General features: G+C 68.3%; 25 protein-coding genes. 14 read left to right on the top strand and 11 right to left on the bottom strand.

What is annotated here, in order from left to right:
• Nucleotides 1–258: 258 nt before the first annotated feature.
• From FHX60_RS26745 to FHX60_RS26760, 4 genes are all read right to left on the bottom strand, one after another.
• On the bottom strand, nt 259–1,035 hold the full coding sequence (locus FHX60_RS26745; protein WP_183285111.1) for an enoyl-CoA hydratase: 777 nt from the start codon (nt 1,033–1,035) through the stop codon (nt 259–261).
• A 90-nt stretch (nt 1,036–1,125) separates the two neighbouring features.
• A complete protein-coding gene (locus FHX60_RS26750) occupies nt 1,126–1,878 on the bottom strand; it encodes an amino acid ABC transporter ATP-binding protein (protein WP_183285154.1) in 753 nt (250 codons plus the stop codon).
• 37 nt (nt 1,879–1,915) lie between these two features.
• Nucleotides 1,916–2,569, bottom strand: coding sequence for an amino acid ABC transporter permease (locus FHX60_RS26755; RefSeq protein WP_092317918.1), 654 nt, complete (start codon nt 2,567–2,569; stop codon nt 1,916–1,918).
• A gap of 106 nt (nt 2,570–2,675) precedes the next feature.
• Nucleotides 2,676–3,467 carry an amino acid ABC transporter substrate-binding protein gene (locus FHX60_RS26760; RefSeq protein ID WP_183285112.1) on the bottom strand — a complete coding sequence of 264 codons (792 nt, stop codon included), beginning with the start codon at nt 3,465–3,467 and terminating at the stop codon, nt 2,676–2,678.
• Nucleotides 3,468–3,741: 274 nt separating this feature from the next.
• Between FHX60_RS26760 and paaG the strand changes: the two genes are divergently transcribed.
• Genes paaG through paaK form a run of 3 tightly spaced genes read left to right on the top strand, consistent with a single transcriptional unit; the run spans nt 3,742 to nt 6,414 of the window.
• Nucleotides 3,742–4,566: a 2-(1,2-epoxy-1,2-dihydrophenyl)acetyl-CoA isomerase PaaG gene (gene paaG, locus FHX60_RS26765; protein ID WP_092317924.1), complete on the top strand. Its 825-nt coding sequence runs from the start codon at nt 3,742–3,744 to the stop codon at nt 4,564–4,566.
• A gap of 39 nt (nt 4,567–4,605) precedes the next feature.
• The gene (gene paaI, locus FHX60_RS26770; protein ID WP_183285113.1) at nt 4,606–5,058 is read left to right on the top strand and encodes a hydroxyphenylacetyl-CoA thioesterase PaaI; all 453 of its coding nucleotides are present in this window, start codon (nt 4,606–4,608) and stop codon (nt 5,056–5,058) included.
• A gap of 51 nt (nt 5,059–5,109) precedes the next feature.
• Nucleotides 5,110–6,414 carry a phenylacetate--CoA ligase PaaK gene (gene paaK, locus FHX60_RS26775; RefSeq protein ID WP_183285114.1) on the top strand — a complete coding sequence of 435 codons (1,305 nt, stop codon included), beginning with the start codon at nt 5,110–5,112 and terminating at the stop codon, nt 6,412–6,414.
• Between the two features lie 59 nt (nt 6,415–6,473).
• On the opposite strand, the gene mltA is transcribed toward paaK, so the two are convergent.
• The gene (mltA, locus tag FHX60_RS26780; protein ID WP_183285115.1) at nt 6,474–7,619 is read right to left on the bottom strand and encodes a murein transglycosylase A; all 1,146 of its coding nucleotides are present in this window, start codon (nt 7,617–7,619) and stop codon (nt 6,474–6,476) included.
• A gap of 125 nt (nt 7,620–7,744) precedes the next feature.
• On the opposite strand from mltA, the gene FHX60_RS26785 reads away from it, so the two are divergent.
• On the top strand, nt 7,745–7,963 hold the full coding sequence (locus FHX60_RS26785) for a hypothetical protein (RefSeq protein WP_112776778.1): 219 nt from the start codon (nt 7,745–7,747) through the stop codon (nt 7,961–7,963).
• 13 nt (nt 7,964–7,976) lie between these two features.
• Here FHX60_RS26785 and apaG read toward each other — a convergent pair whose 3' ends face one another.
• Nucleotides 7,977–8,351 carry a Co2+/Mg2+ efflux facilitator ApaG/CorD gene (apaG, locus tag FHX60_RS26790; protein WP_012353991.1) on the bottom strand — a complete coding sequence of 125 codons (375 nt, stop codon included), beginning with the start codon at nt 8,349–8,351 and terminating at the stop codon, nt 7,977–7,979.
• A gap of 277 nt (nt 8,352–8,628) precedes the next feature.
• Between apaG and rpe the strand changes: the two genes are divergently transcribed.
• The 8 genes from rpe to FHX60_RS26830 all read left to right on the top strand — a co-directional run bounded on the left by rpe (nt 8,629) and on the right by FHX60_RS26830 (nt 15,971).
• Entirely contained in the window at nt 8,629–9,330 is a 702-nt protein-coding gene (gene rpe, locus FHX60_RS26795; protein WP_183285116.1) for a ribulose-phosphate 3-epimerase, read from the top strand.
• Entirely contained in the window at nt 9,327–10,070 is a 744-nt protein-coding gene (gene gph / locus FHX60_RS26800; RefSeq protein WP_183285117.1) for a phosphoglycolate phosphatase, read from the top strand. The genes rpe and gph overlap by 4 nt, the downstream gene beginning before the upstream one ends.
• 424 nt (nt 10,071–10,494) lie before the next feature.
• On the top strand, nt 10,495–12,012 hold the full coding sequence (trpE, locus tag FHX60_RS26805; RefSeq protein ID WP_183285118.1) for an anthranilate synthase component I: 1,518 nt from the start codon (nt 10,495–10,497) through the stop codon (nt 12,010–12,012).
• A gap of 20 nt (nt 12,013–12,032) precedes the next feature.
• A complete protein-coding gene (locus tag FHX60_RS26810) occupies nt 12,033–12,602 on the top strand; it encodes an aminodeoxychorismate/anthranilate synthase component II (RefSeq protein WP_092317948.1) in 570 nt (189 codons plus the stop codon).
• 74 nt (nt 12,603–12,676) lie between these two features.
• Entirely contained in the window at nt 12,677–13,711 is a 1,035-nt protein-coding gene (gene trpD, locus FHX60_RS26815; RefSeq protein ID WP_112776789.1) for an anthranilate phosphoribosyltransferase, read from the top strand.
• Between the two features lie 11 nt (nt 13,712–13,722).
• Nucleotides 13,723–14,526 carry an indole-3-glycerol phosphate synthase TrpC gene (trpC, locus tag FHX60_RS26820; RefSeq protein WP_112776774.1) on the top strand — a complete coding sequence of 268 codons (804 nt, stop codon included), beginning with the start codon at nt 13,723–13,725 and terminating at the stop codon, nt 14,524–14,526.
• 12 nt (nt 14,527–14,538) lie between these two features.
• Nucleotides 14,539–15,168, top strand: a complete 630-nt coding sequence (locus FHX60_RS26825) for a CYTH domain-containing protein (RefSeq protein WP_183285119.1) — start codon at nt 14,539–14,541, stop codon at nt 15,166–15,168.
• Between the two features lie 29 nt (nt 15,169–15,197).
• Nucleotides 15,198–15,971: a uracil-DNA glycosylase gene (locus tag FHX60_RS26830; protein WP_183285120.1), complete on the top strand. Its 774-nt coding sequence runs from the start codon at nt 15,198–15,200 to the stop codon at nt 15,969–15,971.
• Between the two features lie 12 nt (nt 15,972–15,983).
• Here the strand turns inward: FHX60_RS26830 and FHX60_RS26835 are convergent, their stop codons facing one another.
• Nucleotides 15,984–16,262, bottom strand: a complete 279-nt coding sequence (locus FHX60_RS26835) for an acylphosphatase (RefSeq protein ID WP_092317960.1) — start codon at nt 16,260–16,262, stop codon at nt 15,984–15,986.
• A 220-nt stretch (nt 16,263–16,482) separates the two neighbouring features.
• Here FHX60_RS26835 and FHX60_RS26840 point away from each other — a divergent pair, with 220 nt between their 5' ends.
• Together FHX60_RS26840 and FHX60_RS26845 are read left to right on the top strand one after the other, a co-directional pair.
• The gene (locus FHX60_RS26840; RefSeq protein WP_183285121.1) at nt 16,483–18,237 is read left to right on the top strand and encodes an ABC transporter permease; all 1,755 of its coding nucleotides are present in this window, start codon (nt 16,483–16,485) and stop codon (nt 18,235–18,237) included.
• A 12-nt stretch (nt 18,238–18,249) separates the two neighbouring features.
• Nucleotides 18,250–19,578: an ABC transporter ATP-binding protein gene (locus FHX60_RS26845; protein ID WP_183285122.1), complete on the top strand. Its 1,329-nt coding sequence runs from the start codon at nt 18,250–18,252 to the stop codon at nt 19,576–19,578.
• A gap of 74 nt (nt 19,579–19,652) precedes the next feature.
• Here FHX60_RS26845 and FHX60_RS26850 read toward each other — a convergent pair whose 3' ends face one another.
• The 4 genes from FHX60_RS26850 to FHX60_RS26865 form a co-directional block, all read right to left on the bottom strand.
• Nucleotides 19,653–22,067 carry an FUSC family protein gene (locus FHX60_RS26850; protein ID WP_183285123.1) on the bottom strand — a complete coding sequence of 805 codons (2,415 nt, stop codon included), beginning with the start codon at nt 22,065–22,067 and terminating at the stop codon, nt 19,653–19,655.
• 56 nt (nt 22,068–22,123) lie between these two features.
• Nucleotides 22,124–23,938, bottom strand: coding sequence for a M61 family metallopeptidase (locus FHX60_RS26855; RefSeq protein ID WP_183285124.1), 1,815 nt, complete (start codon nt 23,936–23,938; stop codon nt 22,124–22,126).
• Between the two features lie 73 nt (nt 23,939–24,011).
• Nucleotides 24,012–25,016, bottom strand: coding sequence for an acrylyl-CoA reductase (NADPH) (acuI, locus tag FHX60_RS26860; protein WP_112776767.1), 1,005 nt, complete (start codon nt 25,014–25,016; stop codon nt 24,012–24,014).
• 112 nt (nt 25,017–25,128) lie between these two features.
• Nucleotides 25,129–25,887 (bottom strand): DsbC family protein, encoded by a 759-nt coding sequence (locus FHX60_RS26865; RefSeq protein ID WP_092317976.1) that lies wholly within the window; start codon nt 25,885–25,887, stop codon nt 25,129–25,131.
• Nucleotides 25,888–25,929: the final 42 nt, after the last annotated feature.

Below are 25,929 nucleotides of genomic sequence, written 5' to 3' on the forward strand. Positions count from 1 at the left end.
GCGAACCTCGCTGCGCCAACCTCCCGGCCGACCCCGCAACCCTTGCTGCGCCTGCCTTGCAGGGGCCGCGTTGTGTTGCGAGGGGGCGAATAGTAGGCCGGTTTCGCCGCCCTTGCAACACCTTTGTCACGACGATGCGCTAAACGTTCCCGCGGTTCTCGCGTAAGGCCTTGAACGGCAACGGGAAATCGCCCTGGCACGTGATCAAAACGAGGCAATACCCCTGCTCCAGCCTCGGGTATTCCCTGATCCCGGCGCTTAACGGTGCTGGAAATCCGGGCTGCGCTTCTCGACAAAGGCGGCCATGCCCTCCTTCTGGTCTTCGGTGGCGAAGGTGGCGTGGAACAGGCGACGCTCGAAGTGAACGCCCTCTGCCAGCGTGGTCTCGTAGGCCGCGTTGACCGATTCCTTGATCATCATGACCACCGGCAGCGAGAACCCGGCGATGGTCTCTGCCGCCGCCAGCACTTCTTCCAGCAGCTTGTCGGCCGGCACCACGCGCGACACCAGGCCGGAGCGCTCGGCTTCGGCGGCGTCCATCATGCGGGAGGTCAGGCACAGGTCCATCGCCTTCGCCTTGGAAACCGCGCGCGGCAGGCGCTGCGTGCCGCCCGCGCCGGGCATGGTGCCGAGCTTGACCTCGGGCTGGCCGAATTTGGCCGAGTCCGCCGCGATGATGATGTCGCACATCATCGCCAGTTCGCAGCCGCCGCCAAGCGCATAACCGGCCACGCCCGCGATGACCGGCTTGCGGATCTTGCGGATGGTTTCCCAGTTGCGGGTGATGTAGTCGCCCTTGTAGACGTCCATGAAGGAGTACTGGGCCATCATGCCGATATCGGCGCCGGCGGCGAAGGCACGCTCGCTGCCGGTGATGACGATGGCGCCGATACCGTCATCCTGGTCGAAGGCGGTCAGCGCGGCGCCCAGTTCATCCATCAGCGCATCATTGAGCGCATTCAGGGCCTTCGGACGGTTCAGCGTGACCAGGCCAACGCGGCCGCGGGTCTCGACCAGGATGTTTTCGTACGGCATGTCTTCTCCTATCTATGTGTGGTCAGGCGGATGGCATGTCGCCACCGGCTGCGGGCTATTCTGCCATCGGTTGCGGCGTGGCGGCGCCGGCTAGAGCATGTGCGCCAGGAATTCGCGGGTGCGCGCGTGGGCCGGCGCTCCGAACACTTCGCCGGGAGGGCCTTCCTCCAGAATCCGGCCCTCGTCCATGAACACGACGTGGTTCGCCACTTCCCGCGCAAACCCCATTTCATGGGTGACGACGAGCATGGTCATATGCTCCTCCGCCAGCTGCCGCATGGTGCGCAGCACCTCGCCGGTCAGTTCCGGATCCAGCGCCGAGGTCGGTTCGTCGAACAGCATGATGTCGGGTTCCATCGCCAGCGCGCGCGCGATTGCCACGCGCTGCTTCTGGCCGCCGGACAGCCGCGCCGGATAGCTGTCGCGCTTGGCCAGCAGGCCGACCTTGCGCAGCAGTTCCTCTGCCTTCGGAATCACCGCATCGCGCCGCAGCCCCTTGACGGTCACGGGCGCCTCGATGATGTTCTGCAGCACCGTCATGTGCGGAAACAGGTTGAACGACTGGAACACCATGCCCATCTTGCGGCAGATGCGGCGCACTTCGGCGTCCGCCACATAGCGGGCCGCACCGTCGGGGCCGGCGGCGGCCAGCGTTTCGCCCTCGATGTGCAGGGCGCCGCGGTCGATCACCTCGAGATGGTTCAGGCAGCGCAGCAAGGTGCTCTTGCCCGAGCCCGACGGGCCGATCACCGCGGTGACGTCGCCCTTGCGCAAGGTCAGCGAAACGCCGCGCAAGACCTGCAACGGTCCGAACGACTTATAGATGTCCCGTGCCGCGATCATGACGCCGGACGCATCGTGGGAAGGGGCGCCGTTCGGGCTAGTCATCATGTTTGGCATAGCGTTTTTCTAGATTCTGGAAGAACCAGGTCAGAATCAGCGTCATCACCAGGTAGAAAAGCGCGGCGACGAGGAAAGGCGTGGTGGTGAAATCGCGCTGCACGATGCCGCGCGCGGTGCGCAGGATGTCGTTGAGCGCCAGCACGTAGATCAGCGAGGTGTCCTTGATCAGCGTAATGGTTTCATTGCTGACCGGCGGCAGCACGCGGCTGACCATCTGCGGCAGCACGACGCGGCGCATGGTCTGGAAGTAGGTCATGCCCAGCGCCTTGCTGGCCTCGTACTGGCCGCGGTCGACGGACTTGATCCCGGCGCGGAAGATTTCGGCGAAGTACGCGGCGTAGTTGAGCGCGAAGGCCACCACTGCCGCGGGAAAATCAGGCAGCCGCACGCCGATGACCGGCACGAACGGCAGCGCGAAATAGATGAACAGCATCTGCAGCATCAGCGGCGTACCGCGCATCAGCCAGATATAGCCGTTGACCAGGCCGCTCAGCAGCGGCCATGACGAAATGCGTGCCAGTGCCAGCGCAAGCCCGAGCGGCACCGACAGGGCTAGCGTGATGGCGAACAGCGACAGCGTGACTTTGGCACCCTGCGCCAGCGGCAGCAGAAGAGATAAGACGTAATCCATGCTCGCGCGTACAGAAGGAGGTAAGGCCTCCGGGATGCCCGGCAAACGGGTCCGGAGTTGGCGTGCCCCTCGCCCCAACCGCGAGGGGTGTCACGCCAGGTCTGGATTACTTGGTGATGTCGGCACCAAACCACTGGGTGGCGATACGCGCCGCGGTGCCGTCCTGCTTCATCGACGCCAGGGTCTGGTCGAGCTTGCCGAGCAGTTCGGCGTCATCCTTGCGCACGCCGACGCCGTAGTCCTCGGTGCCGAAGTTTTCCTCCAGCACGCGGTATTCGCCGGCACGCTTGCTGATCAGGTAGCGGCCCACCACTTCATCGACCACGATCGCGTCGAGGCGGCCCGCCGACAGGTCCATCAGCGCCGTCACGTTATCGCCGAAGGTCTTGAGTTCCTTCAGGCTCGCGGCAATCTGGGTTTCCTTCTTGATGGCATCCACCGCGCTGCTGCCGTCCTGGGCGCCGACGGTGCGGCCAGCCAGGTCGGCCTTGGCCTTCACCGGCGACTGGGCGCCGACGATGACGATCTGGTGGTTGGTCATGTAGGGCGCGGTAAAGCTGATGTTCTTCTTGCGCTCTTCGGTGATGGTCAGCCCGTTCCACAGCACATCGACGCGCTTGCCGTTCAGCTCCGCCTCCTTGGCGCTCCAGTCGATCGGCTTGAACTCGACCGTCATGCCCAGGCGGCGGCTGGCCTCCTTGGCCATGTCGATATCGAAGCCGACCAGCTCATTGTTGGCATCGCGGAAACCCATCGGCGGGAAATTGTCGTCCAGGCCCACGATGATCTTGGCAGCCGTTTCCGTGCCGGCAGCCGGCGCGGGGGCGGATTCTTTCTTGCCGCACGCGGCGAACAGCGCGACGGATGAAATCAGGAGCAATGCGGCAAACTTCTTCATAGGATTTCCAATGCGATGGGAGAGCGCGCCAGGCTTCGCTTGCGCAGGCCGGCGGGTTTTCAGATTGTTGTTGGCAGCGCGATTATAGAGCGGTACCGCAGGCCGGCATTGCGGACTGGCCGGCATTCGCGCCCAATCCCACCTCGCCAGCGGGTAGAAATTAGTGCTAACATTGCCCGACCGACTGGTCGGTTTATTTTAGAGACCCGAGCCCGTACCGACCGCACCGCCCGCGAGTTCCGGAGTCCTCGATTCCACCGGCAGGAGACAAACAATGCCCCCGACGTCCACGCCCGCTGGCCAGCCGGTCAGCATCGAGAGCGGACCCATCCTGCTGGCATGGCAGGGTCCGGTCGCGGTCATCACGCTCAATCGTCCCGACAAGCTCAACAGCTTCACCCGCGCCATGCACCAGGCGCTGCAGCAGGCGCTCGACCATGTCGAGGCCGGCGGCGCCCGTGCCCTGCTGCTGACGGGCGCGGGCCGCGGTTTCTGCGCCGGCCAGGACCTGGCCGACCTGGATTTCACGCCGGGGCACATGACCGACCTGGGCGAGCTGATCGACACCTGGTTCAATCCGCTGATCCGACGCCTGCAGGCCCTGCCGCTGCCGGTGGTAGCGGCGGTCAACGGCACCGCGGCTGGTGCCGGCGCGAACCTGGCGCTGGCCTGTGACATGGTGCTGGCGGCGCGCTCCGCCAGCTTTATCCAGGCCTTCGTCAAGATCGGGCTGGTACCGGATTCGGGCGGCACCTGGCTGCTGCCGCAGCGCATCGGCATGGCGCGCGCACTGGGCCTGGCCATGACCGGCGAGCGCCTGAGCGCCGAGGAGGCCGAAACCTGGGGCCTGGTGTGGCAGACCATGGACGACCCGCTGCTGCCGGAACAGGCGCTGGCGCTGGCCACCCACCTGGCCGCGCAGCCGACGCGCGCGCTGGCCGCGATCAAGCGCGCCATGTATGCCAGCGCCACGGCCACGCTCGACGCCCAGCTAGATCTCGAACGCGACCTGCAGCGGGAGCTTGGCCAGTCCGCCGACTATGCCGAGGGGGTCAACGCCTTCCTCGCCAAGCGCGCCCCGCACTTCACCGGCAAGTAGACCGCGGGCCCGCCCCGCATTCCCTGACAGGAGACCAGCTTGAAACAGGACCCCCAGGCCCTCGCGGAAGCCGCCGCGGCCGCGATGTATGAAGCCGACACCTGCAGCCGCTGGCTTGGCATCACGGTCGACGCGGTGGGGCCGGGCTTTGCCCGGCTGACCATGCCGGTGCGCAAGGAATTCCTCAACGGCCACGGCATCTGCCATGGCGGCCTGATGTTCACGCTGGCCGATTCGACCTTCGCTTTTGCCTGCAACAGCCATAACATCAACACCGTGGCAGCGGGCTGCAGCATCGAGTTCCTGCGGCCCGTGCATGGCGGCGACGTGCTCACCGCCGAGGCCACCGAGCAGGTTTTGTCCGGCCGGCACGGCATCTACGATATCCGCGTGACCAACGCCGCGGGCCAGGTGGTGGCGATGTTCCGCGGCAAGTCGGCGCAAATCAAGGGACACGTGGTACCGCCGCCCGACGCAACCGAAGGCGCCTGAGCCAGCCCCGGCAAGATACTGAAGACCAACGCCCCCCGTGCAGGAGACCCCATGAGCACGCGCCTGACCGATCTGCCCCTGGACCCGATCGAGACCGCCAGCCGCGCCGAGCTGCAGGCGTTGCAGCTGGAGCGCCTGAGATGGTCGCTCCACCACGCCTACGCCAATTCGCCGGTCTACCGGCGCAAGTTCGACGAGGCCGGCGTGCACCCGGACCAGCTGCAAGCGCTGGCCGACCTGGCCCGCTTTCCGTTCACCAGCAAGCAAGACCTGCGCGACAACTACCCGTTCGGCATGTTCGCGGTGCCGCAGGACCGGGTGGCGCGCATCCATGCCTCCTCGGGCACCACCGGCAAGCCGACCGTGGTCGGCTACACGCTGCAGGACATCGACAACTGGGCCACGGTGATGGCGCGCTCGATCCGCGCCTCGGGCGCGCGGCGCGGCGACAAGGTGCATATCAGCTACGGCTACGGACTCTTCACCGGCGGACTGGGCGCGCACTACGGGGTCGAGAAGGCCGGCCTGACCGCGATCCCGTTCGGCGGCGGGCAGACCGAGCGGCAGGTGCAGCTGATCCAGGACTTCAAGCCGGAAGTGATCATGGTGACCCCCAGCTACATGCTGGCGATCGCCGACGAATTCGAGCGCCAGGGCATCGACCCGGCCAGCACCTCGCTGCGCGTGGGCATCTTCGGCGCCGAGCCGTGGACGCCGGAGATGCGGCTGGCGATCGAGAAGCGCATGGGCATTTCGGCGGTCGATATCTACGGCCTGTCGGAAGTGATGGGGCCGGGCGTGGCCAACGAATGCGCCGAGACCAAGGACGGCCCCACCATCTGGGAAGACCATTTCTACCCGGAGGTCATCGACCCCGACACCGGCGCGGTGCTGCCCGACGGCGAGTTCGGCGAACTGGTGTTCACCTCGCTGACCAAGGAAGCCATGCCGGTGGTGCGCTACCGTACGCGCGACCTGACCCGGTTGCTGCCGGGCACGGCACGCGCGGCATTTCGCCGCATGGAGAAGGTCACCGGCCGGACCGACGACATGATGATCGTGCGCGGCGTCAACGTGTTTCCGTCGCAGATCGAGGAACTGATCCTCAGGCACGCCGAGCTGGCGCCGCACTACCAGTGCGTGCTGGCCAAGGAAGGCCACCTCGATACGCTGACGGTGCGGGTCGAATGCGCGCATGGCAGCGACACGGCGCTGGCGCAGCCCGCGCGCGAGCGGCTCGCGCACGAGATCAAGTCTTATATCGGCGTGACCGCGGGGATCGAGGTGCTGCCGGAAGGCGGAATCGAGCGGTCGGTGGGGAAGGCCAGGCGGATCGTGGATCAGCGCAGCCGCTGAATCCGCTGATCTTGCCGCCCTCGCCCGCTTGCGGGAGAGGGGGCACCCCGTGCTACCTGCTAGCTGCGCGGCATCAGCACCCACATCCTGCCGCCCTGCTTCATCCGTCCGGCGGTCTCGCCGGCGGCATCGCCGGCGCCCCAGAAGAAGTCCGCACGCACGCCGCCCTTGATGGCGCTGCCGGTATCCTGAGCGAACATCAGGCGCTGGATCGGCTCGGTCGACAGCGGGCGCGTGGTCGACAGGAACACCGGCACGCCCAGCGGGATCGTGGCCGGGTCGACCGCGATCGAGCGCTCCGCGGTCAGCGGCACGCCCAGCGCGCCCACCGGGCCGTCATTGTTCGGCGGCAGCTCGCGGAAGAAGACAAAGCGCGGGTTGATGTTCAGCATCTCCTCGACGCGCCCCGGGTTGGCCCGCGCCCACGCCTTGATGCCCTGCATGGTCGCCTGCGCCGGGGTGATCTCGCCGCGGTCGAGCAGCCACTTGCCGAACGAGCGGAACGGCTGGTCGTTGGTGCCGCCGAAACCCACGCGCATCACGCTGCCATCCGCCATGCGGATGCGGCCCGAGCCCTGGATCTGCAGGAAGGCAGCCTCGACCGCGTCGTCGACCCAGACCAGTTCGTTGCCGCGCATGGCCGGGTTCTGCAGCAGCTCGGCGCGCGCCGGCAGCGCGCGGTTGCCGAACTGCGCCGGCTTGCGGTACAGCGGCACCTGGAACCTGCCCTGGCGTGTGCGCGAGCCATGCAGGATCGGCTCGTAGTAGCCGGTGATCAGGCCGCTGTCGGTGCCGTCGCCGTTGACCACGCGGTAGGGCTGGAAGTTGCTTTCGAAGTACGCGCGCATGGCGTTGATGTCGCCGGCATTGACCATCATGCCGGCGGCGCAGGCGCGGCTCCATTCCGCGCGCTTCTTCAGCGCCTGGCAGCTTTGCTGCAGCGCCGGCCAGGCGGCGCGCACATCATCCTGCGCCCAGCCGCCGATCTCGGCCCAGCTGGCCGCCTGTAGCCGGCCCTTCTGCGACGACGCCGTCGGCGGCGCGGTGCCAGACGGGGTGGTCTCGATGCGCGGCGGCGGGCCGCTCATGCAGCCGGCCAGCAGCACCGCGGCGCCGGCCAGCGCGAGCCAGCCGCGCAGGCGGCGCACCGGCCGGGAAGAAACCTGGGAAACCTGGAAAGTCGGGAAAGCGTCCGCGTATGCCATCTTGCTATTGTTCAAAGTTCTCAGGGGCGCAGCCTGGGGCGCCGCATGGCGCCGGATTGCCCCTACAATGCCACCGTCATCCGTCAACCACCGCCTGCGCCCCCGCGGGCCGCGCTGCATCTGCCATGAGCAAGTTCTTCGAAGCCCATCCCATGCTGCTGTTCGCCCTGGAAGCCGGCGTGGCGCTGTTCCTGCTGATCTTTATCGTGGTCTGGACCATGGGCACGGCAAAAAAGCATCCGCGTCCCACCCGCGCGCCGTCGGAACATCCGTCGCGCCAGCAGCCGGCGCAGGCAGAGCCGCCAGCGCCGCAGCAGGATCAGGACAGCGCACCGCGGCCGTAGGTTCCCGGCACGTTCAGTGCAGCATGCGCGGCAGCACCAGCGCGAATTCAGGAATCGGCACCTCGAAGCGGTGGCCGTCCTCGGCCACGCAGAAGTATTCGCCCTTCATCGAGCCCACCGGGGTCGAGATCGTGGCCCAGCTGGTGTACTCGAAATGCTCGCCCGGCTTGAGCAGCGGCTGGTGGCCGACCACCCCCAGCCCGGCGACTTCCTGCGTGCCGTTGTCGCTGTCCGTGATGATCCAGTGGCGCGAGATCAGCTGTGCCGCGACCTCGCCGGTATTGTGGATGGTGATGGTGTAGGCGAAGGCATGGCGCCCGCGCTCGGGGTCGGACTGGTCAGGCAGGTATTGGGTGCGCACCGACACGGAGAAGGCGTACTCGCTCATTTGGGCAGGGCCGGCGGCGGGACCGGCCGGCAGGGAAATGGGTAGCCGCATTGTGCGGGATGGGCGCGGGACGGGCAAGAGCGCGGGTCCGGCGCGGCCGGCCGCGATCGCCCCGGGCGGGCGTAGAATAGCGGTCTTTCAACGCCGTGCCGCCCGCCGTGGCCCCGGCCGCCCTTGCCGCACTTGCCGCCCTGCTGGTGTTCGCGGCCTGGCGGTGGCGCCCGCGGCCCGCTGCCAGCGGCGATAACAGCATTCCCTGCATTCACCGCGCGCCACCATGACCCAGCCCACCTTCCGCATCGCCCCTTCCATCCTGTCAGCCGACTTTGCCCGCCTGGGCGAGGAAGTGCGCCGCGTGACCGAGGCTGGCGCCGACTGGATCCACTTCGACGTGATGGACAACCATTACGTGCCCAACCTGACCGTGGGTCCGCTGGTGTGCGAGGCGATCCGCCCCCACGTGACCGCCCCCATCGACGTGCACCTGATGGTGCGCCCGGTGGACCGGATCATCCCCGACTTTGCCAAGGCCGGCGCCAATATCATCACCTTCCACCCCGAGGCCAGCGAACACGTCGACCGCTCGCTCGCGCTGATCCGCGACCACGGCTGCCAGGCCGGCCTGGTGTTCAACCCGGCCACGCCGCTGCACCACCTGGACCACGTGATGGACCGCCTGGACGTGATCCTGCTGATGTCGGTCAACCCGGGCTTCGGCGGCCAGTCGTTCATCCCCGAGACGCTGAACAAGCTGCGCGCCGTGCGCCAGCGCATCGACGCCTACACCGCGCGCACCGGCCGCGCCATCCTGCTGGAAGTGGACGGCGGCGTGAAGGTCGACAACATTGCCGAGATCGCCGCGGCCGGCGCCGACACCTTCGTGGCCGGCTCGGCAGTATTCGGCAAGCCGGACGCCGACGGCGGCTACCGCGGCATCATCTCGGCGCTGCGCGGCGAACTGGCCAAGGCCGCCCGATGACCGCGGGCGTGGCGCTGCGCCGCGCCGACTGGCGCGGCATCGAAGGCGTGATCGTCGACCTGGACGGCACCATGGTCGACACCGCAGGCGACTTCCATGCGTCGATCAACGCCATGCTGCTGACGCTGGGCCGCCAGCACCCCAACCTGGGGCCGGTGGCACCGATGTCAGAGCAGGAGATCGTCAGCTACGTCGGCAAGGGCTCGGAAAACCTGATCCGGCGGGTGCTCGACGCACGCTTTTCGCCGCTGCACGCCAACGGCCTCTTTGCCGATGCCTACGCGCTGTACGACCGCGAGTACATCCGCATCAACGGCCAGTTCTCGCAGGTCTACCCGGGCGTGCGCGAAGGCCTGGCGGCGATGAAGGCGGCCGGGCTGCGCCTGGCCTGCGTGACCAACAAGCCTTACAGCTTCACCGAGCCGCTGCTGGCCAAGACCGGCCTGGCCCAGTACTTCGAACTGGTCTATGGCGGCGATGCCTTCCCCCTGCGCAAGCCCGACCCGTTCCCGCTGCTGAAAGTGGCCGACGCCTTCGGCCTGGAGGCGTCGGCGATGGCAGCGCTGGGCGACTCCGAAAACGACGCGCAGGCAGCCCGCGCGGCCGGCATGGGAGTGCTGCTGGTGCCCTATGGCTACAACCATGGCAACCCTGTACAAGGCGTCGACGCCGATGGTATAGTCGACTCCATTGCCCATGCCGCAGCGCTTTTTGCCGCACACTGGGCCGGTCATCGATAGCCCGTCGATCCCGACCAAATCCTGAACCTTCAATGTTTCTCAACCGCAAACGCATCTTTTCTGGCAGTGATCGGCAGGCCTGGCCCTGGCGTCGCTGGCGCGCCTCCCAACAGGCGTAAAGTGCGTTCGCGAGTCTGCTGACACGCCTTCGATCCGAAGGCGTTGCCACCACCGGCCCAGGCGACCAGCCATGCCGGACATCACCACCCAAACCCGCCAAAAGCCAGCGTAGTCATTTCTCTGCTACGTTTAGCTCAAGAACGCGCCGCACGCCCTCCTTCCGGCCGTGTGCAGCCTTGTCCGCAAGCTGGCTGCATCACGGTCCGCAACCGGGGCGGAATTCCCATACGCTCCAGCCAACTCTGCCGACAAGCGGCACCGCGCCTGCCATCGCCCGCGGCGCGGGCCGAACAAGAGGACCGACATGACCGAACTGGAATTCAAATCGCTGGCCGACCAGGGCTACAACCGCATCCCGCTGATCGCCGAAGCCTTTGCCGACCTGGAAACACCGCTGTCGCTGTACCTGAAGCTGGCCCAGTCGCAGACCCGCGGCGTCAACACCTTCCTGCTGGAATCGGTGGTCGGCGGCGAGCGCTTCGGGCGCTATTCCTTCATCGGCCTGCATGCCCGCACGCTGCTGCGCGCGTTCGGCAACCGCACTGAGGTGGTGACCGACGGCAAGGTGGTGGAAACCCACGAAGGCAATCCGCTGGACTTCATCGCCGCGTTCGAAAAGCGCTTCAAGGTGGCGCTGCGCCCCGGCCTGCCCCGCTTCTGCGGCGGCCTGGCGGGCTACTTCGGCTACGACGCGGTGCGCTATATCGAGAAGAAGCTCGCCAACACACAGAAGCCCGACGACCTGAACCTGCCCGACATCCAGCTGCTGCTGTGCGAAGAGCTGGCGGTGATCGACAACCTGTCGGGCAAGCTCTACCTGATCGTCTACGCCGACCCGACCACGCCCGAGGCCTATTCCCGCGCGCGCCAGCGCCTGCGCGAGCTGCGCATGAAGCTGCGCCAGCCGGTCGACGTGCCGGTGACCAGCCCGTCGGTGCAGACCGAGGTCTACCGCGAGTTCGCCAAGGCCGACTACCTGGCCGCGGTGCACAAGGCCAAGGAATACATCATGGCCGGCGACATGATGCAGGTGCAGATCGGCCAGCGCCTGGTCAAGCCCTACCGCGACGCGCCGCTGTCGCTGTACCGCGCGCTGCGCTCGCTGAATCCGTCGCCGTACATGTACTTCTACAACTTCGGCGACTTCCAGGTGGTGGGCGCCTCGCCCGAGATCCTGGTGCGCCAGGAAGAGCGCAAGGTCGGCACCAACAGCGACACCCGCAGCGAACACATCGTCACCATCCGCCCGCTGGCCGGCACGCGCCCGCGCGGCAATACGCCGGACAAGGACACGCAGCTGGCGACCGAGCTGCTCAACGACCCGAAGGAGATTGCCGAGCACGTGATGCTGATCGACCTGGCGCGCAATGACATCGGCCGCATTGCCGAGACCGGTTCGGTCAAGGTCACCGACAAGATGGTGATCGAGAAATACTCGCACGTGCAGCATATCGTCAGCTCGGTCGAGGGCACGCTGCGCGAGGGCATGAGCAACCTCGACGTGCTGCGCGCGACCTTCCCGGCCGGCACGCTGTCGGGCGCGCCCAAGGTCCATGCGATGGAGATCATCGACGAGCTGGAGCCGCGCAAGCGCGGCATCTATGGCGGCGCGGTGGGCTACCTGTCGTTCGGCGGCGAGATGGACCTGGCCATCGCCATCCGCACCGGCATCGTCAAGGACGGCAACCTCTATGTGCAGGCCGCCGCCGGCATCGTCGCCGACTCGGACCCCGAAGCCGAATGGAGGGAAACCGAGGCCAAGGCGCGCGCCGTGATCCGCGCCGCCGAGCAGGTCCAGGATGGCCTGGACTCCGACATCTGAGAGAACAGGAGACAGACGCCATGCTGCTGATGATCGACAACTACGATTCGTTCACCTACAACCTGGTCCAGTACTTCGGCGAACTGGGCGTGGACGTGCGCACCTATCGCAACGACGAGATCACCATCGAGGAAATCGAGGCACTGAAGCCCGACCATATCTGCGTGTCGCCCGGCCCGTGCAGCCCGAAGGAGGCCGGCATTTCGGTGGCGGCGCTGCAGCACTTCGCCGGCAAGATCCCCATGCTGGGCGTGTGCCTGGGCCACCAGGCCATCGGCGAGGCCTTCGGCGGCAAGGTGATCCGCGCCAAGCAGGTGATGCACGGCAAGGTCAGCACCATCGAGACCACGCAGCAAGGCGTGTTCAGCGGGCTGCCCAGGCACTTCGACGTGACGCGCTATCATTCGCTGGCGATCGAGCGCGAGACCCTGCCCGATTGCCTGGAGATCACCGCCTGGACCCCGGACGGCGAGATCATGGGCGTGCGCCACAAGACGCTCGCCGTCGAAGGCGTGCAGTTCCATCCCGAGTCGATCCTGTCCGAGCACGGCCATGCGATGTTGGCCAACTTCGTCAAGGCGCCGCGATGAGACTGCTCGATTCCGCGCCTGCCAGCCCCCACCACGCCACCGCACCCACCCCGCAGACTGCCAACGAGAACGCCATGATCACGCCGCAAGAAGCCCTGACGCGCTGCATCGAACACCGCGAAATCTTCCATGACGAGATGCTGCACCTGATGCGGCAGATCATGCAGGGCCAGATCTCGCCGGTAATGGCCGCCGCGATCCTGACCGGGCTGCGCGTCAAGAAGGAAACCATCGGCGAGATCTCCGCGGCCGCGCAGGTGATGCGCGAGTTCGCCAACAAGGTGCCGCTCGGGTCGATCACGGATCGCGGGAACTTCGTCGATATCGTCGGCACCGGCGGCGACGGCTCGCACACCTTCAATATCTCGACCGCGTCGATGTTCGTTGCCGCCGCCGCCGGGGCGAAGATCGCCAAGCACGGCAACCGCGGCGTCAGCTCCAAGTCGGGCAGCGCCGACGTGCTGGAGGCGCTGGGCGTGAACATCATGCTCACGCCCGAGCAGGTCGGCCAGTGCATCGAAGAGACCGGCATCGGCTTCATGTTCGCGCCCACGCACCACCCGGCAATGAAGAACGTCGCGCCGATCCGCAAGGAAATGGGCGTGCGCACCATCTTCAATATCCTGGGGCCGCTGACCAATCCGGCCGATGCGCCCAACATCCTGATGGGCGTGTTCCATCCCGACCTGGTCGGCATCCAGGTGCGGGTGATGCAGCGCCTGGGCGCGCAGCACGCCATCGTGGTGTACGGCAAGGACGGCATGGACGAGGTCTCGCTCGGTGCCGCGACGCTGGTGGGCGAACTGAAGGACGGCGAAGTGCGCGAGTACGAGATCCACCCCGAGGACTTCGGCCTGTCGATGATCTCCAACCGCGGCCTGAAGGTGGCCGATGCCGCCGAGTCGAAGGACATGCTGCTCGAGGCGCTGTCCAACGCCCCCGGCACGCCGCGCGAGATCGTGACGCTGAACGCAGGCACCGCGCTGTACGCCGCCAACGTGGCGGACTCGGTCGAGGACGGCATCCGCCGCGCGCGCGAAGCCATCGCCAGCGGCGCGGCCCGGCAGAAGCTCGACACCTTCGTGCGGGCCACGCAGCAGTTCAAATAAGAGACGCCGATATGTCCGACATCCTGCAGAAAATCCTGGCTGTAAAGGCCGACGAAGTCGCCGCCGCGCGCAAGCGGCGCGACCTGCCCAGCCTGCGCGCCGAGGCCGAAAGCCTGCGTACCGAGGCCGGCTTCGCGCCGCGCGGCTTCGAGCGCGCGCTGCGCGACAAGATTGCCGCCGGCCACGCCGGCGTGATCGCCGAGATCAAGAAGGCCTCGCCGTCCAAGGGCGTGCTGCGCGAGCAGTTCCTGCCCGAGGCCATCGCCGAGAGCTACGCCGCCCACGGCGCAGCCTGCCTGTCGGTGCTGACCGACGAGCATTTCTTCCAGGGCCACGCCGACTACCTGAAGCGCGCCCGCGGCGCCTGCCCGCTGCCGGCGCTGCGCAAGGACTTCATGGTCGACCTGTACCAGGTCTATGAAGCGCGCACCTGGGGCGCCGACTGCATCCTGCTGATCGTCGCGGCGCTGGATCCGGGACTGATGGCCGACCTGGAAGCCTGCGCGCACGAGCTCGGCATGGACGTGCTGGTGGAAGTCCATGGCGGCGACGAACTCGACGTGGCGCTGCGGCTGAAGACGCCGCTGCTGGGCGTGAACAACCGCAACCTGCGCACCTTCGAGGTCTCGCTGGACAACACCCTCGAGCTGCTGCCGCGGATGCCGGCCGACAAGCTGGTGGTGACCGAGTCCGGCATCCTCGGCCCCGGCGATGTGCAGCGCATGCGCGACGCGGATGTGCATGCGTTCCTGGTGGGCGAGGCGTTCATGCGGGCGAAGGACCCGGGGGTGGAGCTGGCGCGGTTGTTTGGCTGACTCGCACCCACCATGCCCCAGGAAATCGAACTCAAGCTCGCCGTCCCCGACGCCGCCCTTGCCCCGCTGGCCGCCTGGCTCGACGCCAACGGCCAGCCGCAAGGCGAGGCCACGCTGCTCAATGTCTATCTCGACACGGCCCGGCGCGACCTGGCGCAGGCGCGCGCCGCGCTGCGCCTGCGGCGCAAGGGCGCGCAGTGGCTGCAGACGCTGAAGACCGCCGGCAGCAGCCAGGGTGGACTGGCTACGCGGCACGAGTGGGAGACCGCCATCGCCGGCGATGCGATCGAGTTGCAAGCTTTTCCGGCCGAGGCACAAGCCGTGCTGGCGCCGATGATCGGCAGCCTGACGCCGGTGTTCCGCACCGACTTCGTCCGCCGCAGCTGGATCGTCACGCAGGACGGCGCGCGCATCGAAGCCGCGCTCGACACCGGCACCATCACCGCGCCGGCCAGTGCCGCGCAGGAGCGCATCCAGGAACTCGAGCTGGAATGGCTCGACGGCGATGCCGCGCACGCCGCCGATGCGCTGCGCGCCTTAGCCGCACGGCTTGCCGCCGTGGTGTCACTGGCGCCCTCGGACCTGAGCAAGGCGGCGCGCGGCTATCGCCTGGCCGGAATCGCCGAGGGCAAGGCGTCATAATCGCGGTTTTCCCGCCGCGCATTCCCAGCATGCAAGCCGATCTCTTTGCCGAAGCGCCTCGCGCCCCCGGCGAACCCTCTCCCGCCGCCAGCCTGCAAGCGCAGGCCGATGCCCTGCCCGCCGCCTGGCGCGCCTTGCTCGAGCCCTGCATCGCCGTGCCGGCGTGGCGCGAGCTGGCCGCCTTTGTCGACGGCGAACGCGCCGCCGGCAAGCCGGTGTTTCCGCACCATGTCTTCCACGCGCTGCACCTGACGCCGCCCGATGCGGTCAAGGTGGTGATCCTGGGCCAGGACCCTTACCACGGCACCGGCACGGTCGGCGGCGTCGAGCTGCCGCAGGCGCACGGTCTCGCCTTTTCGGTGCCGGCAGGCATCAAGGTGCCGCCCAGCCTGCGCAACATCTTCAAGGAAATCGCCGCGGAATTCGGCGCCGACGGCAACTGCCCGCCGCGCACCTCCGGCAACCTGGAAGGCTGGGCGCGCCAGGGCGTGCTGCTGCTCAATACCGTGCTGACGGTCGAGCAGGGCCAGGCCGCCAGCCACGCGCGGCGCGGCTGGGAAGCCGTCACCGATTGCCTGATCCAGCACCTTGCCGCCAGCCGGCCGCACCTGGTGTTCATGCTGTGGGGCAGCCATGCACAGGCCAAGAAGCCGCTGCTGGGCGCGGGCCACTGCGTGCTGGAAGCGCCGCACCCGTCGCCGTTGTCGGCACACCGGGGCTTCCTCGGCTGCGGCCACTTCCGCGAAGCCAACCGCTGGCTCGAAACCCATGGCCGCACGGCGATCGACTGGACCGCTGCCTAGCCCACCGGGCCGCTAGACCGTAGGCCGGAACTCGAAGCCGGCAAACTCCCCTTCCCCGCGCCCGACCTCGACAAAGGTCACCTGCGCCGCCGGCGGGCCCGTCTCCATCCACGCCTGCAGCGCTTCCAGCTGCCTGAGCGTGCCGTGCGCCATCACCTCGACGGTGCCGTCGGCCCGGTTACGCACCCAGCCGCCCAGGCCGAGTTCGTCCGCCGCGTCGGCGCAGGCGGCGCGATAGCCCACGCCCTGCACGCGCCCGTGCGCGACCAGGCGCCATGTTGCCTTGTTCATGGTGGGTTCCCCGCGAGCGCACGCGACGCGTGCGCGTTGTGTCATCGACACCAAGTAAACTAGACCGCCATGCCGGGCGTTACCAGGGGATGCGCGCCGCCCGGCGTGATCAGCATGAAGCCGGCGGCATGCGGGCTCTGCCATTGTCCGCCGGGGCCGCGAACCCGGGGCAGGCCACAAGCCTGCGCCCTGCCAGCTCGACACAGCCCGACAAGCGCCCATGATGCCACCCGCCGACCGCAACGCGGCCCAGCCAGCCCCTGGCTTCGACAGCCAGCTGCTGCGCGCCCCGCCCAATCGCTTCGACCTGGCGCTGCTGCCGATCATCCTGGCCGTGATCGTGATGGTCGCGTTCGCCGCGCAGCAGATGAATGTCCCGTTCCGTCCCGACCAGCCGCTGGCGGTACACCTGGACGTGGCTTACCTGCCCTACTACCTGATGCGCACCAGCATCCGCATGCTGGCCGCGCTGGCGGCGTCGCTGCTGTTCTCGCTGGCCTTTGCCGCGCTGGCGTCCAAGAGCCGCACCGCCGAGAAGGTACTGGTGCCGGCGCTGGACATCCTGCAGTCGATCCCGGTGCTGGGCTTCCTGTCGATCACCGTGACCGGCTTCATTGCGCTTTTTCCGGGCAACCTGGCGGGGGTGGAGTGCGCGGCGATCTTTGCCATCTTCACGTCGCAGGCCTGGAACATGGCGTTCAGCCTGTACCAGTCGTTCCGCACCATCCCGGGCGATCTGCTGGAGGCCGCAGCCATGTTCCGGCTGTCGGCGTGGCAGCGTTTCTGGCGGCTGGAAGTGCCGTACGCCATGCCCGGACTGCTGTGGAACATGATGATGTCGATGTCCGGCGGCTGGTTCTTCGTGGTCGCGTCCGAAGCGATCTCGGTGTCGGGCCACGATATCCGGCTGCCCGGCATCGGCTCCTACATCGCGCTGGCGATCCAGCAGCAGGACCTGGCCGCGATCGGCTGGGCCATCGTGGCGATGCTGGTGGGCATCCTGCTGTACGACCAGTTGCTGTTCCGCCCGCTGGTGGCATGGGCCGACCGCTTCCGCTTCGAGACCCTGGCGCAGGACAAGCTGCCGCAGTCGTGGCTGCTGGACCTGCTGCGCCGCTCGGCGTGGGTGGGCGCGCTGCTGGCGCAGGCCGCGGCGCTGGCCTCGCGCACGCTGGCGTGGGGCGCGCGCACTGGCGCGCCGGCACCGGCCCGGCCGGCCGATCCGCGCCGGGCGCTCTGGCTCGGCCGGGTGCGCGACGCCGCGATCGTGCTGGTCGCGCTGGCCGCACTGCTGCGCCTGGGCTATTTCGTCCACAGCGAGGTGGGCTGGGCCGAAGTCGTCCATGTGCTGTGGCTCGGCACGCTGACCATGGCGCGCGTGATCGTGCTGATTGCGCTGGCGGCGCTGGTGTGGGTGCCGATCGGCATCCGCATCGGCCTGAACCCGGAGCTGGCGCGCATCGCGCAACCGATCGCGCAGTTCCTGGCGGCGTTCCCGGCCAACCTGATGTTTCCGCTGGCGGTGATGCTGATCGCGCGCTTCGGGCTGAACCCCGAGATCTGGCTGAGCCCGCTGCTGATCTTCGGCACCCAGTGGTACATCCTGTTCAACGTGATCGCGGGGGCGTCGGGCATCCCCACCGAGCTGAAGCTTGCCGCGCGCAACTTCGGCCTGCGCGGCTGGCTGCTGTGGAAGCGCTTCCTGATTCCGGCGGTCTTCCCCAGCCTGCTGACCGGCCTGGTCACGGCCGCGGGCGGCTCGTGGAACGCCAGCATCGTGTCCGAATACGTGACCTGGGGCGATCGCACCATCGTCGCCACCGGGCTCGGCAGCTATATCGCCGAGACCACCGCGCGCGGCGACTTCCCGCGCATCGCGCTGGGCATCGGCGTGATGGCGCTGTTCGTGGTGGGCTTCAACCGGTTGTTGTGGAACCGCCTGTACCAACTTGCGCAGGAGCGCACACGCCTGTAAGGCAAGGCAACGATGGCAGAGAACATTGCACCCCCCACCGCCGCGGCGGTGATCGAACTGCGCGGCGTCGGCAAGATCTTCCGCACCGCCAGCCAGAGCGACCGCGCCGTGCTCGAGGGCGTGGACCTGACCCTGCGCGAGGGCGAGATCGTCGCCATGCTGGGCAAGTCCGGCTCGGGCAAGTCCACGCTGCTGCGCATCATGGCGGGGCTGGTCGGCGCCGACCGCGGCGAGGTGCGATTTCGCGGCCAGCGCCTGGCCGGCACCGCCGAAGGCATCGCCATGGTGTTCCAGTCGTTCGCGCTGTTCCCGTGGCTGACGGTGCAGCAGAACGTCGAGCTGGGGCTGGAGGCGCAGGGCGTGCCCCGGGCCGAGCGCGAGCGCCGCGCCGAGGCCGCGATCGACATGATCGGCCTGGCCGGCTTCAACAGCGCGCTGCCGCGCGAGCTGTCGGGCGGCATGCGCCAGCGCGTGGGCATTGCGCGCGCGCTGGTGACCGAGCCCGACCTGCTGCTGATGGATGAAGCGTTCTCGGCGCTGGACGTGCTGACCGGCGAGACCCTGCGCGACGAGATGCTGGCGCTGTGGGAAAGCGGGCGCGCCAACATCAAGAGCATCCTGATCGTTTCGCACAATATCGAAGAAGCGGTGATGATGGCCGATCGCATCGTGATCCTGTCGAGCGACCCCGGCCGCATCCGCGCCGAGGTGCCGGTGGCGCTGCCGCGCCCGCGCAACCGCGACAGCGCCCAGGTGCGCGCGCTGGTCGACCAGATCTACGCGCTGATGACGGCCCCGGCGGTCGAAGCGCGCGTGCCCGCGCCGGCGCGCGAGATCGGCTACCGCCTGCCGGACGCCGATATCAGCCAGATGGAGGCCATCCTGGACCTGCTGTGCGAGGCGCCCTTCCACGGCCGCGCCGACCTGCCCCACCTGGCCGACGAGGCCGGCCTGACCGACGACGAACTGCTGCCGGCCTGCGAGGCGCTGCAGCTGGTGCAGCTGGTGTCGATCGAGGCCGGCGACATCACCGCGACAGACGCGGGCCGCGCCTACTACGCCGCCGGGCCGCAGCAGCGCAAGGCCATCTTCGGCCGGCAACTGCTTGCCAACGTCGCGCTGGCCGCGCATGTGCGGCGCGAGCTGATGGCGAGCGAAGCGGGCGAGATCGGCGAGGAACAGGTGCTCGAGGAACTGGAGCAGTTCCTCAAGCCGGCGGAGGCCGAGCGCGTGCTGAGCGTGGCGATCGGATGGGGGCGGTATGGGGAGATCTTCGAGTACAGCTACAACAGCGGGAGGTTGACGCTGCCGGAGGATGAGGGGGTGGGCCACGGCGCTTGAACCCTGCCGCCGGTAATACTCCCCTCTTCCGCAAGCGGGAGAGGGGAGAAACTTATCGGTTCGTGATCGAGCCGCTACGACCGCGCCCGCATCGCCCGCCCGATCGCCCCTGTCCGCAGCGCGATCTTGGCCGCATCCTCGCGCAGCGCGCGCAGCCGGCGTTCCAGCACCGCGTTGGCGGGGCGGCCGGTGGAGCTGGATGTCGCCCCTGCCTGTTCGCTCGACTCGCCCGCCGCGGCAGCCTGCACCAGCGCGTCGGTGCGGCGCTTGTCGGCGGAATCGGCCAGGCGCGCGCGGCGTTCCGCGGCGGCGTCTTCCGCGGCTTCGGCCGCTTCGGGGCTGACGGTTTCGACGACGGCTTCAGGGGCCGCTTCGGCAGCCGCTTCAGGCACCGCCTCTGCTGCCACGGCAACCGGCCGGTCCGCGTCCGCGGGCACGGTCTCCTTGCGCTCCACCGGCGCCTTGGCGCCGCGGATAAAGCCGGCGCCGCGGCCGCCGCCGCGCTCGTCGGCGTGCAGCCGTTCGCTGGCCACCTGCAGGCTGTGGCTGGCGGCCTCGGTGGCCTGCTCGATCGCGGCCTCGGCGGCCGGGAGATCGAGTTCCTCGTAGTGCTGACGCACCTGGATGCGCGCCGCCGCCACGTGCGCGGCCACCAGGTAGTTCTGCACGATGAAGCGGTTCAGGTTGTCCACCGCGCGGTGCCGGCTCTTGGGCTCGTCCAGCATGCGCTGGAACGACGAGATCAGCGCCGACAGGTTGTCCATGAACTGCTTGCGCTGCACGCGGTAGGCAAAGTCATCCTTGGCCCGGCGCAGCAGCAGGTCGCGCGTGGCGGCGATATAGCGGCGGTTGGCCTGCAGCACGTTCTCCACCAGCTTGGGGATGGCGCGGTACTCCCAGCTCGGCAGCACGAAGCTGAACAGCGACGCGATGATGCCGCCGATCACCGTATCCACCAGCCGCTCGCCCGCCACGGTGGGGCTGTTCGGCATCAGCAGGTGGATCTGGATCAGCACCTGGATGCAGGCGGCGATCGCGGTGTAGCGGTACTTGATGGTGACAAATGCCGCGCTGGCCACCAGCGACAGGAACAGCACGCCCAGCAGGATCAGCGGCTGGTGCACCACCCTCAGGATCGCGACCGAAACCACGCAGCCGATCAGCGTGCCGATCACGCGGTCGTTGTAGCGCTGCTTGGTCATGCTGAAGTTGGGCTTCAGGATCACGATGATGGTCAGCAGGATCCAGTAGCTGTGCGACACGTAAGGCAGGCGCTCGGCGATCCACAGCCCCAGCGCCACCGCCATCGAGACGCGCAGCGCAAAGCGGAACGCCGGCGAGCGCCACTTCAGGTTGTCGCGCAGCACGCTCAGCTCGTACTTCTGGCGCGTCAGGAACGGCGTCATGTCCGAGCCGGGCAGCACCTTGGCCGGTTCCACCGGGGTGCGCGAGGCCTCGTGCAGCTGGCCGATCAGCGTGATCGCGCCGCGCATCATGTCGAGGGTCTCGACCAGCGCCGTCATCGCCGCCGGGTTGATATGGTGGTGGCGCAGCTGCGCGATCTCCGCCTCGACCGCGCGCAGGCCCTGGCGGTATTCCACCGTGGCGTACGAGCCCCGCCCGCGCGTGACCTCGTAGGCGATCTCTTCCACGTCCTTGCACATCTGCATCACCAGCCCGCGCAGCTGGTCCAGCACCGGCGTGCCGGCGAAGGTCTGGCGCAGCATCGGATAGTCGGTGTTGGTCGACAGGATGTACTCGTACAGGTCGAGCATGCGCAGGTGCACCTGCACCAGCAGCCCGTCGTGCGGGGTGCGGTTGCCGCGCAGCACCAGGTCGCGCGCGGCCTGCTGGCGCTCGGCCACCACGATCTGCTGGCGCACCAGCTGGTTGAACTGGGCCTCGAAGTCATTGCCGGCGTCGTAAAAGCCGGCCTTGATCTCGAGGTAGCCCGCCAGCTCGTACAGCGATTCGGCCAGCACCTGCTGCCGGGTGCGGCGCTCGGTGATCCAGCTCACCAGCATCGCGTAGCCCAGGTAGGCGACCGCGCCGATGCTGAACAGCGCCGCATGCTCCAGCGCGCGTCGCACCAGGAAGTCTTCGTTGATGGTGAGCGTCATCACGAACAGCGCCGCGAACTGCAGCGGCAGCGTCTTGTTGCCGTACACCGTCATCATGCCGGCCAGGAACGTCACCAGCACCAGCAGGAACGGCATCACGCGCGGGAACGGCGTGGCCAGCGCCACCACCAGCGTGACCACGCTGCACAGCAGCACGCTGGCCAGCATCTCGTTGAACTTGTGGTTCAGCGGGCTGGGCAGGTCCATCAGGCTGGTGCACAGCGCGCCCATCGATACCACCATGGCGGTGGGCAGGTCGCTGAAGTGCAGCGCGATCAGCGTCGCGCCGATCACGCCCGTGGCCGAGCGCAGCCCCCGGTAGACATAGTGCGAATACAGGAAGGTGCGGGGATCGTGCGCGTATTGCATGCAGCGGGGGCGGTGGACTGCGGTGGCGGTGGCTGGTGTCGCGGAAGAAGACTAGCTCACTGGCCCAGCCAGCGCGAGCGCGCCGCGTGGCGTCCGCCCTCCGGCTTGAGCTTGAACTGCGCCGCCGGCTCGCGCGCCAGCGTCACCGGCAGGACTTGCAGCTCGTCATGGCGGAACGCGTGCACCTCGATGCGGTCGCCGGTGCGGTAGCGCGCCAGCAGCTTGTCGAGCTGGCCCGGCGCCGCGCGCAGGCCGTCGACGGCCACCAGCAGGTCGCCGGCGGACAGGCCCGCGGCCTGCGCGGCGCCGCCATCGAGCACCTGGGTCACGCGCACCCAGCCGTCCTCGGTCTTGACCTTGATCCCCAGCGCGGCGGCGCGCGCCGGCTTCTGCGCCTCGGCCTTGATTCCGAACGCCTTGAACAGTGCCGGCAGCGGCAGCTCGCCGGTGCCTTCGGTCAGCGTGCGCAGCAGCGGCCCCAGGCGCAGGCCCGTGACCTCATCGAACAGCGCATGGACCTCGGCCTCGGTGACACCGCGCTGCACCGCGTCCGGCGCATAGAAGCCGCGGCCATAGCCGCGCCACAGCGCGCGCATGACATCGTCGAGCGAGCGCCGCCCACGGGTCTTGTCGCGGATGGTCAGGTCCAGCGCCAGCGCCACCAGCGCGCCCTTGGTGTAGTAGCTGACGATGGCGTTGGGCGCGTTCTCGTCCTGCCGGTAGTACTTGGTCCAGGCGTCGAACGAGCTCTCGGCCACGCTCTGCTTGGTGCGGCCGTTGCCACGCAGCACGCCGTTCCAGGTCTTGGCCAGCATCTCGACATACTGCGCCTCGGTGACGCAGCCCGAGCGCACCAGCACCAGGTCGTCGTAGTAGCTGGTGAAGCCCTCGAACAGCCACAGCAGCGGGGTGTAGGTTTCCTGCGCCAGCCGGTACGGCACGAACGCGGCCGGCTTGATGCGCTTGACGTTCCAGGTGTGGAAATACTCGTGGCTGCACAGCCCGAGGAAGGTGCGATAGCCCTCGCTGGTCTCGCTGTTGCCGCGCACCGGCAAATCATTGCGCGAGCAGATCAGGGCGGTGCTGGCGCGATGTTCCAGGCCGCCGTAGCCGTCGCTGGTGACCATGGTCATGAACACGTAGCGCCGGTTGCTGTCCAGGAACGGCGCCTGTGCGGTGCGGGGCTCGAACAGCCGGATCTGGGTCTCGCAGATGCGCTTCAGGTCGCGGCACACGCGCTCGAGATCCAGCTGCGGCACGCGGCCAGTGAAGACCACGTCGTGCTGCGCGCCGCAGGCGCGGAAGCTGGCCAGCTGGAAGGTGCCCATCTCGACCGGGTGGTCGACCAGCTCGTCGTAATCCGCCACCTGGTAGCGGCCGAAGCCGTAGCGCTTGGCGCCGTCGCGGCCGGGCGCCTCGCGCATGGCGGTGGCCACGCGCCAGTCGCGGTAGGCCTCGCCCGCGGGGGCATGGATGTCGACGGTGCACGTCCGCTCGGCCTGTCCCTCCACGCACAGGAACACCGAACTGCCGTTGAAGAAGCCATGGGTCGTGTCCAGGTGCGCGGCGCGCACCGACAGGTCCCACGCGTAGACCTCGTAGCTGAGCGTCAGCGGGCCGTCGGCCAGGGCGACCGGCGCGGCCTGCCAGCGCTGCTTGTCGAGCTTGGTCAGCGCGACCTCGCGCCCGCCCGCGTCGGCGCGGATGCGCACGATATTGCGGGCGAAGTCGCGGATCATGTAGCTGCCGGGAATCCACGCCGGCAGCGAGAAACACTGCCCGGCCGGATCGGGCTCGCTCACGGTGACGGTAACGGCAAACAAGTGCGCTTCAGGCTGAAGCGGGGCGATGGCGTAGCGGATCGGCGTCATGGGCAGGATTGTAACGTCGGCGCCTGCATGCAGCGCCGACGCGGGGAGGCTCGGTGAGACGGCCTGGTGCTGCTCAGCCGCGATTCACATCCACCACCACGCGCCCGCGCATGGCGCCTTCCATGATCTTGCGACCGGCCTCGATGGCCTCGCCCAGGCCGATCTCGCGCGTCAGCGCATTGAGCCGGTCCAGCTCCAGGTCGCTGGCCAGGCGCTGCCAGGCCTGTTCGCGCAGCGGCATCGCCGCCATCACGCTGTCGATGCCGTGCAGGGTGATGCCGCGCAGGATGAAGGGCGCGACCGAGCCCGGGAAGTCCAGCCCTTGCGCCAGCCCGCATGCCGTCACCACGCCGCCGTAGCGCACCTGCGCGCACGCATTGACCAGCGTGTGCGAGCCCACCGAATCGATCACCGCGGCCCAGCGTTCCTTCTGCAGCGGCTTGCCGGGCACGCCCAGCTCGGCACGGTCGATCACGTCGTCGGCGCCCAGCGCCTTGAGGAAATCCGCCTCGCGCGTCTTGCCGGTGGAGGCCACCACCTTGTAGCCCAGCTTGCTCAGCAGCGCGATCGCCACCGAGCCCACCCCGCCCGAGGCCCCGGTCACCAGCACCTCGCCGTCGCCCGGGCGCACCGGACCGTTGACGCCGCCGCGCTCCAGCGCCAGTACCGACAGCATCGCGGTATAGCCCGCGGTGCCGATCGCCATGGCCTGGCGCGTGGTAAAGGCGGCGGGCAGCGGCACCAGCCAGTCGCCCTTCAGGCGCGCGCGCTGCGCCAGGCAGCCCCAGTGGGTCTCGCCCACGCCGTAGCCGTTCAGCACCACCTTGTCGCCGGCTTTCCAGCGCGGATGCGCGGACTCCAGCACCGTGCCGGCGCCGTCGATGCCAGCCACCATCGGCCACTTGCGCACCACCGGCGAGCGGCCCGTGATGGCCAGGCCGTCCTTGAAATTGATGGTGGAGTAATCGACGGCAACCAGCACGTCGCCGTCGGCGGGCAACTGGGCCTCGTCGAGGGTGGCGAGGTTGGCCTGGGTGGCGCCGTCGGCCTGGGTCAGCAGCACTGCCTGGAAAGTCATGGTGTCTCCTTGGTCGCCTGGCGGCGATCGCATGCAATGATGGGAAAGGCAGAAAGCACAACGGCCGGACAAGTCCGGCCGTCGTTCGAGCCGGGACAGGTCCGGCGCGCGCTTATTTCTTGATGCTGGCGAGCTTGCGCTCCAGCGTGGCGACGTCCGCCGCGCCGGGGATGCGGGTGCCGTCGGTGAAGAACACCGCCGGGGTGCCGGTCACGTTCATGCTCTGGCCCAAGGCCAGGTTCTCTTCGAGCGGGGTCTTGCAGCTGCCGTTGCCGGTCAGCGCCACCTGCTTGAGCATCCAGTCGCGCCAGGCCTTGGTGCGGTCGGCCGCGCACCAGACCTGCCTGGACTTGGTCTCCGAATCCGGCGACAGCACCGGGTACAGGAAGGTGTACACGGTGATGTTGTCCATCTGCTGGAAGGTCTGCTCGATGCGCTTGCAATAGCCGCAGTTAGGATCGGAGAACACCGCCACCTGGCGGCTGCCGTCGCCCTTGGTCCACTTGATCGCGCGCGCCAGCGGCAGGTCCGACCACTTGATGCGGTTGATCTCGGCGAGCCGCTCCTCGGTCAGGTTGGTGCCGGTGCGGGTGTCGATCATCTCGCCGTTCAGGATGTAGCGGCCGGTGGCGTCGGTGTACACCACCTGGCCGCCGATATTGGCTTCGAACAGGCCAGGCACCGGGGTCTTGCCGACGCTCTTCACTTCGGCGCGGCCGCCCAGCATCTTCTGCAGCGACTCCTTGATGCGCTCGGTGCCAGGCTCGCCCGCGGCGATGGCGTGCAGCGCGAAGCCGGCCGCGGCCAGACCGCCTGCGATCGCGGTGATGGTGGCGTAGACGGCGGGACGGCGGCGCAGGGATGGGAACATGTGGACTCCAGGAATTCGGTAAGGGGGCGGGCGCTGCGTGCG

It is taken from the genome of Cupriavidus alkaliphilus (assembly GCF_014191175.1).
In the GTDB taxonomy this organism is placed as follows: Bacteria; Pseudomonadota; Gammaproteobacteria; order Burkholderiales; family Burkholderiaceae; genus Cupriavidus; species Cupriavidus alkaliphilus.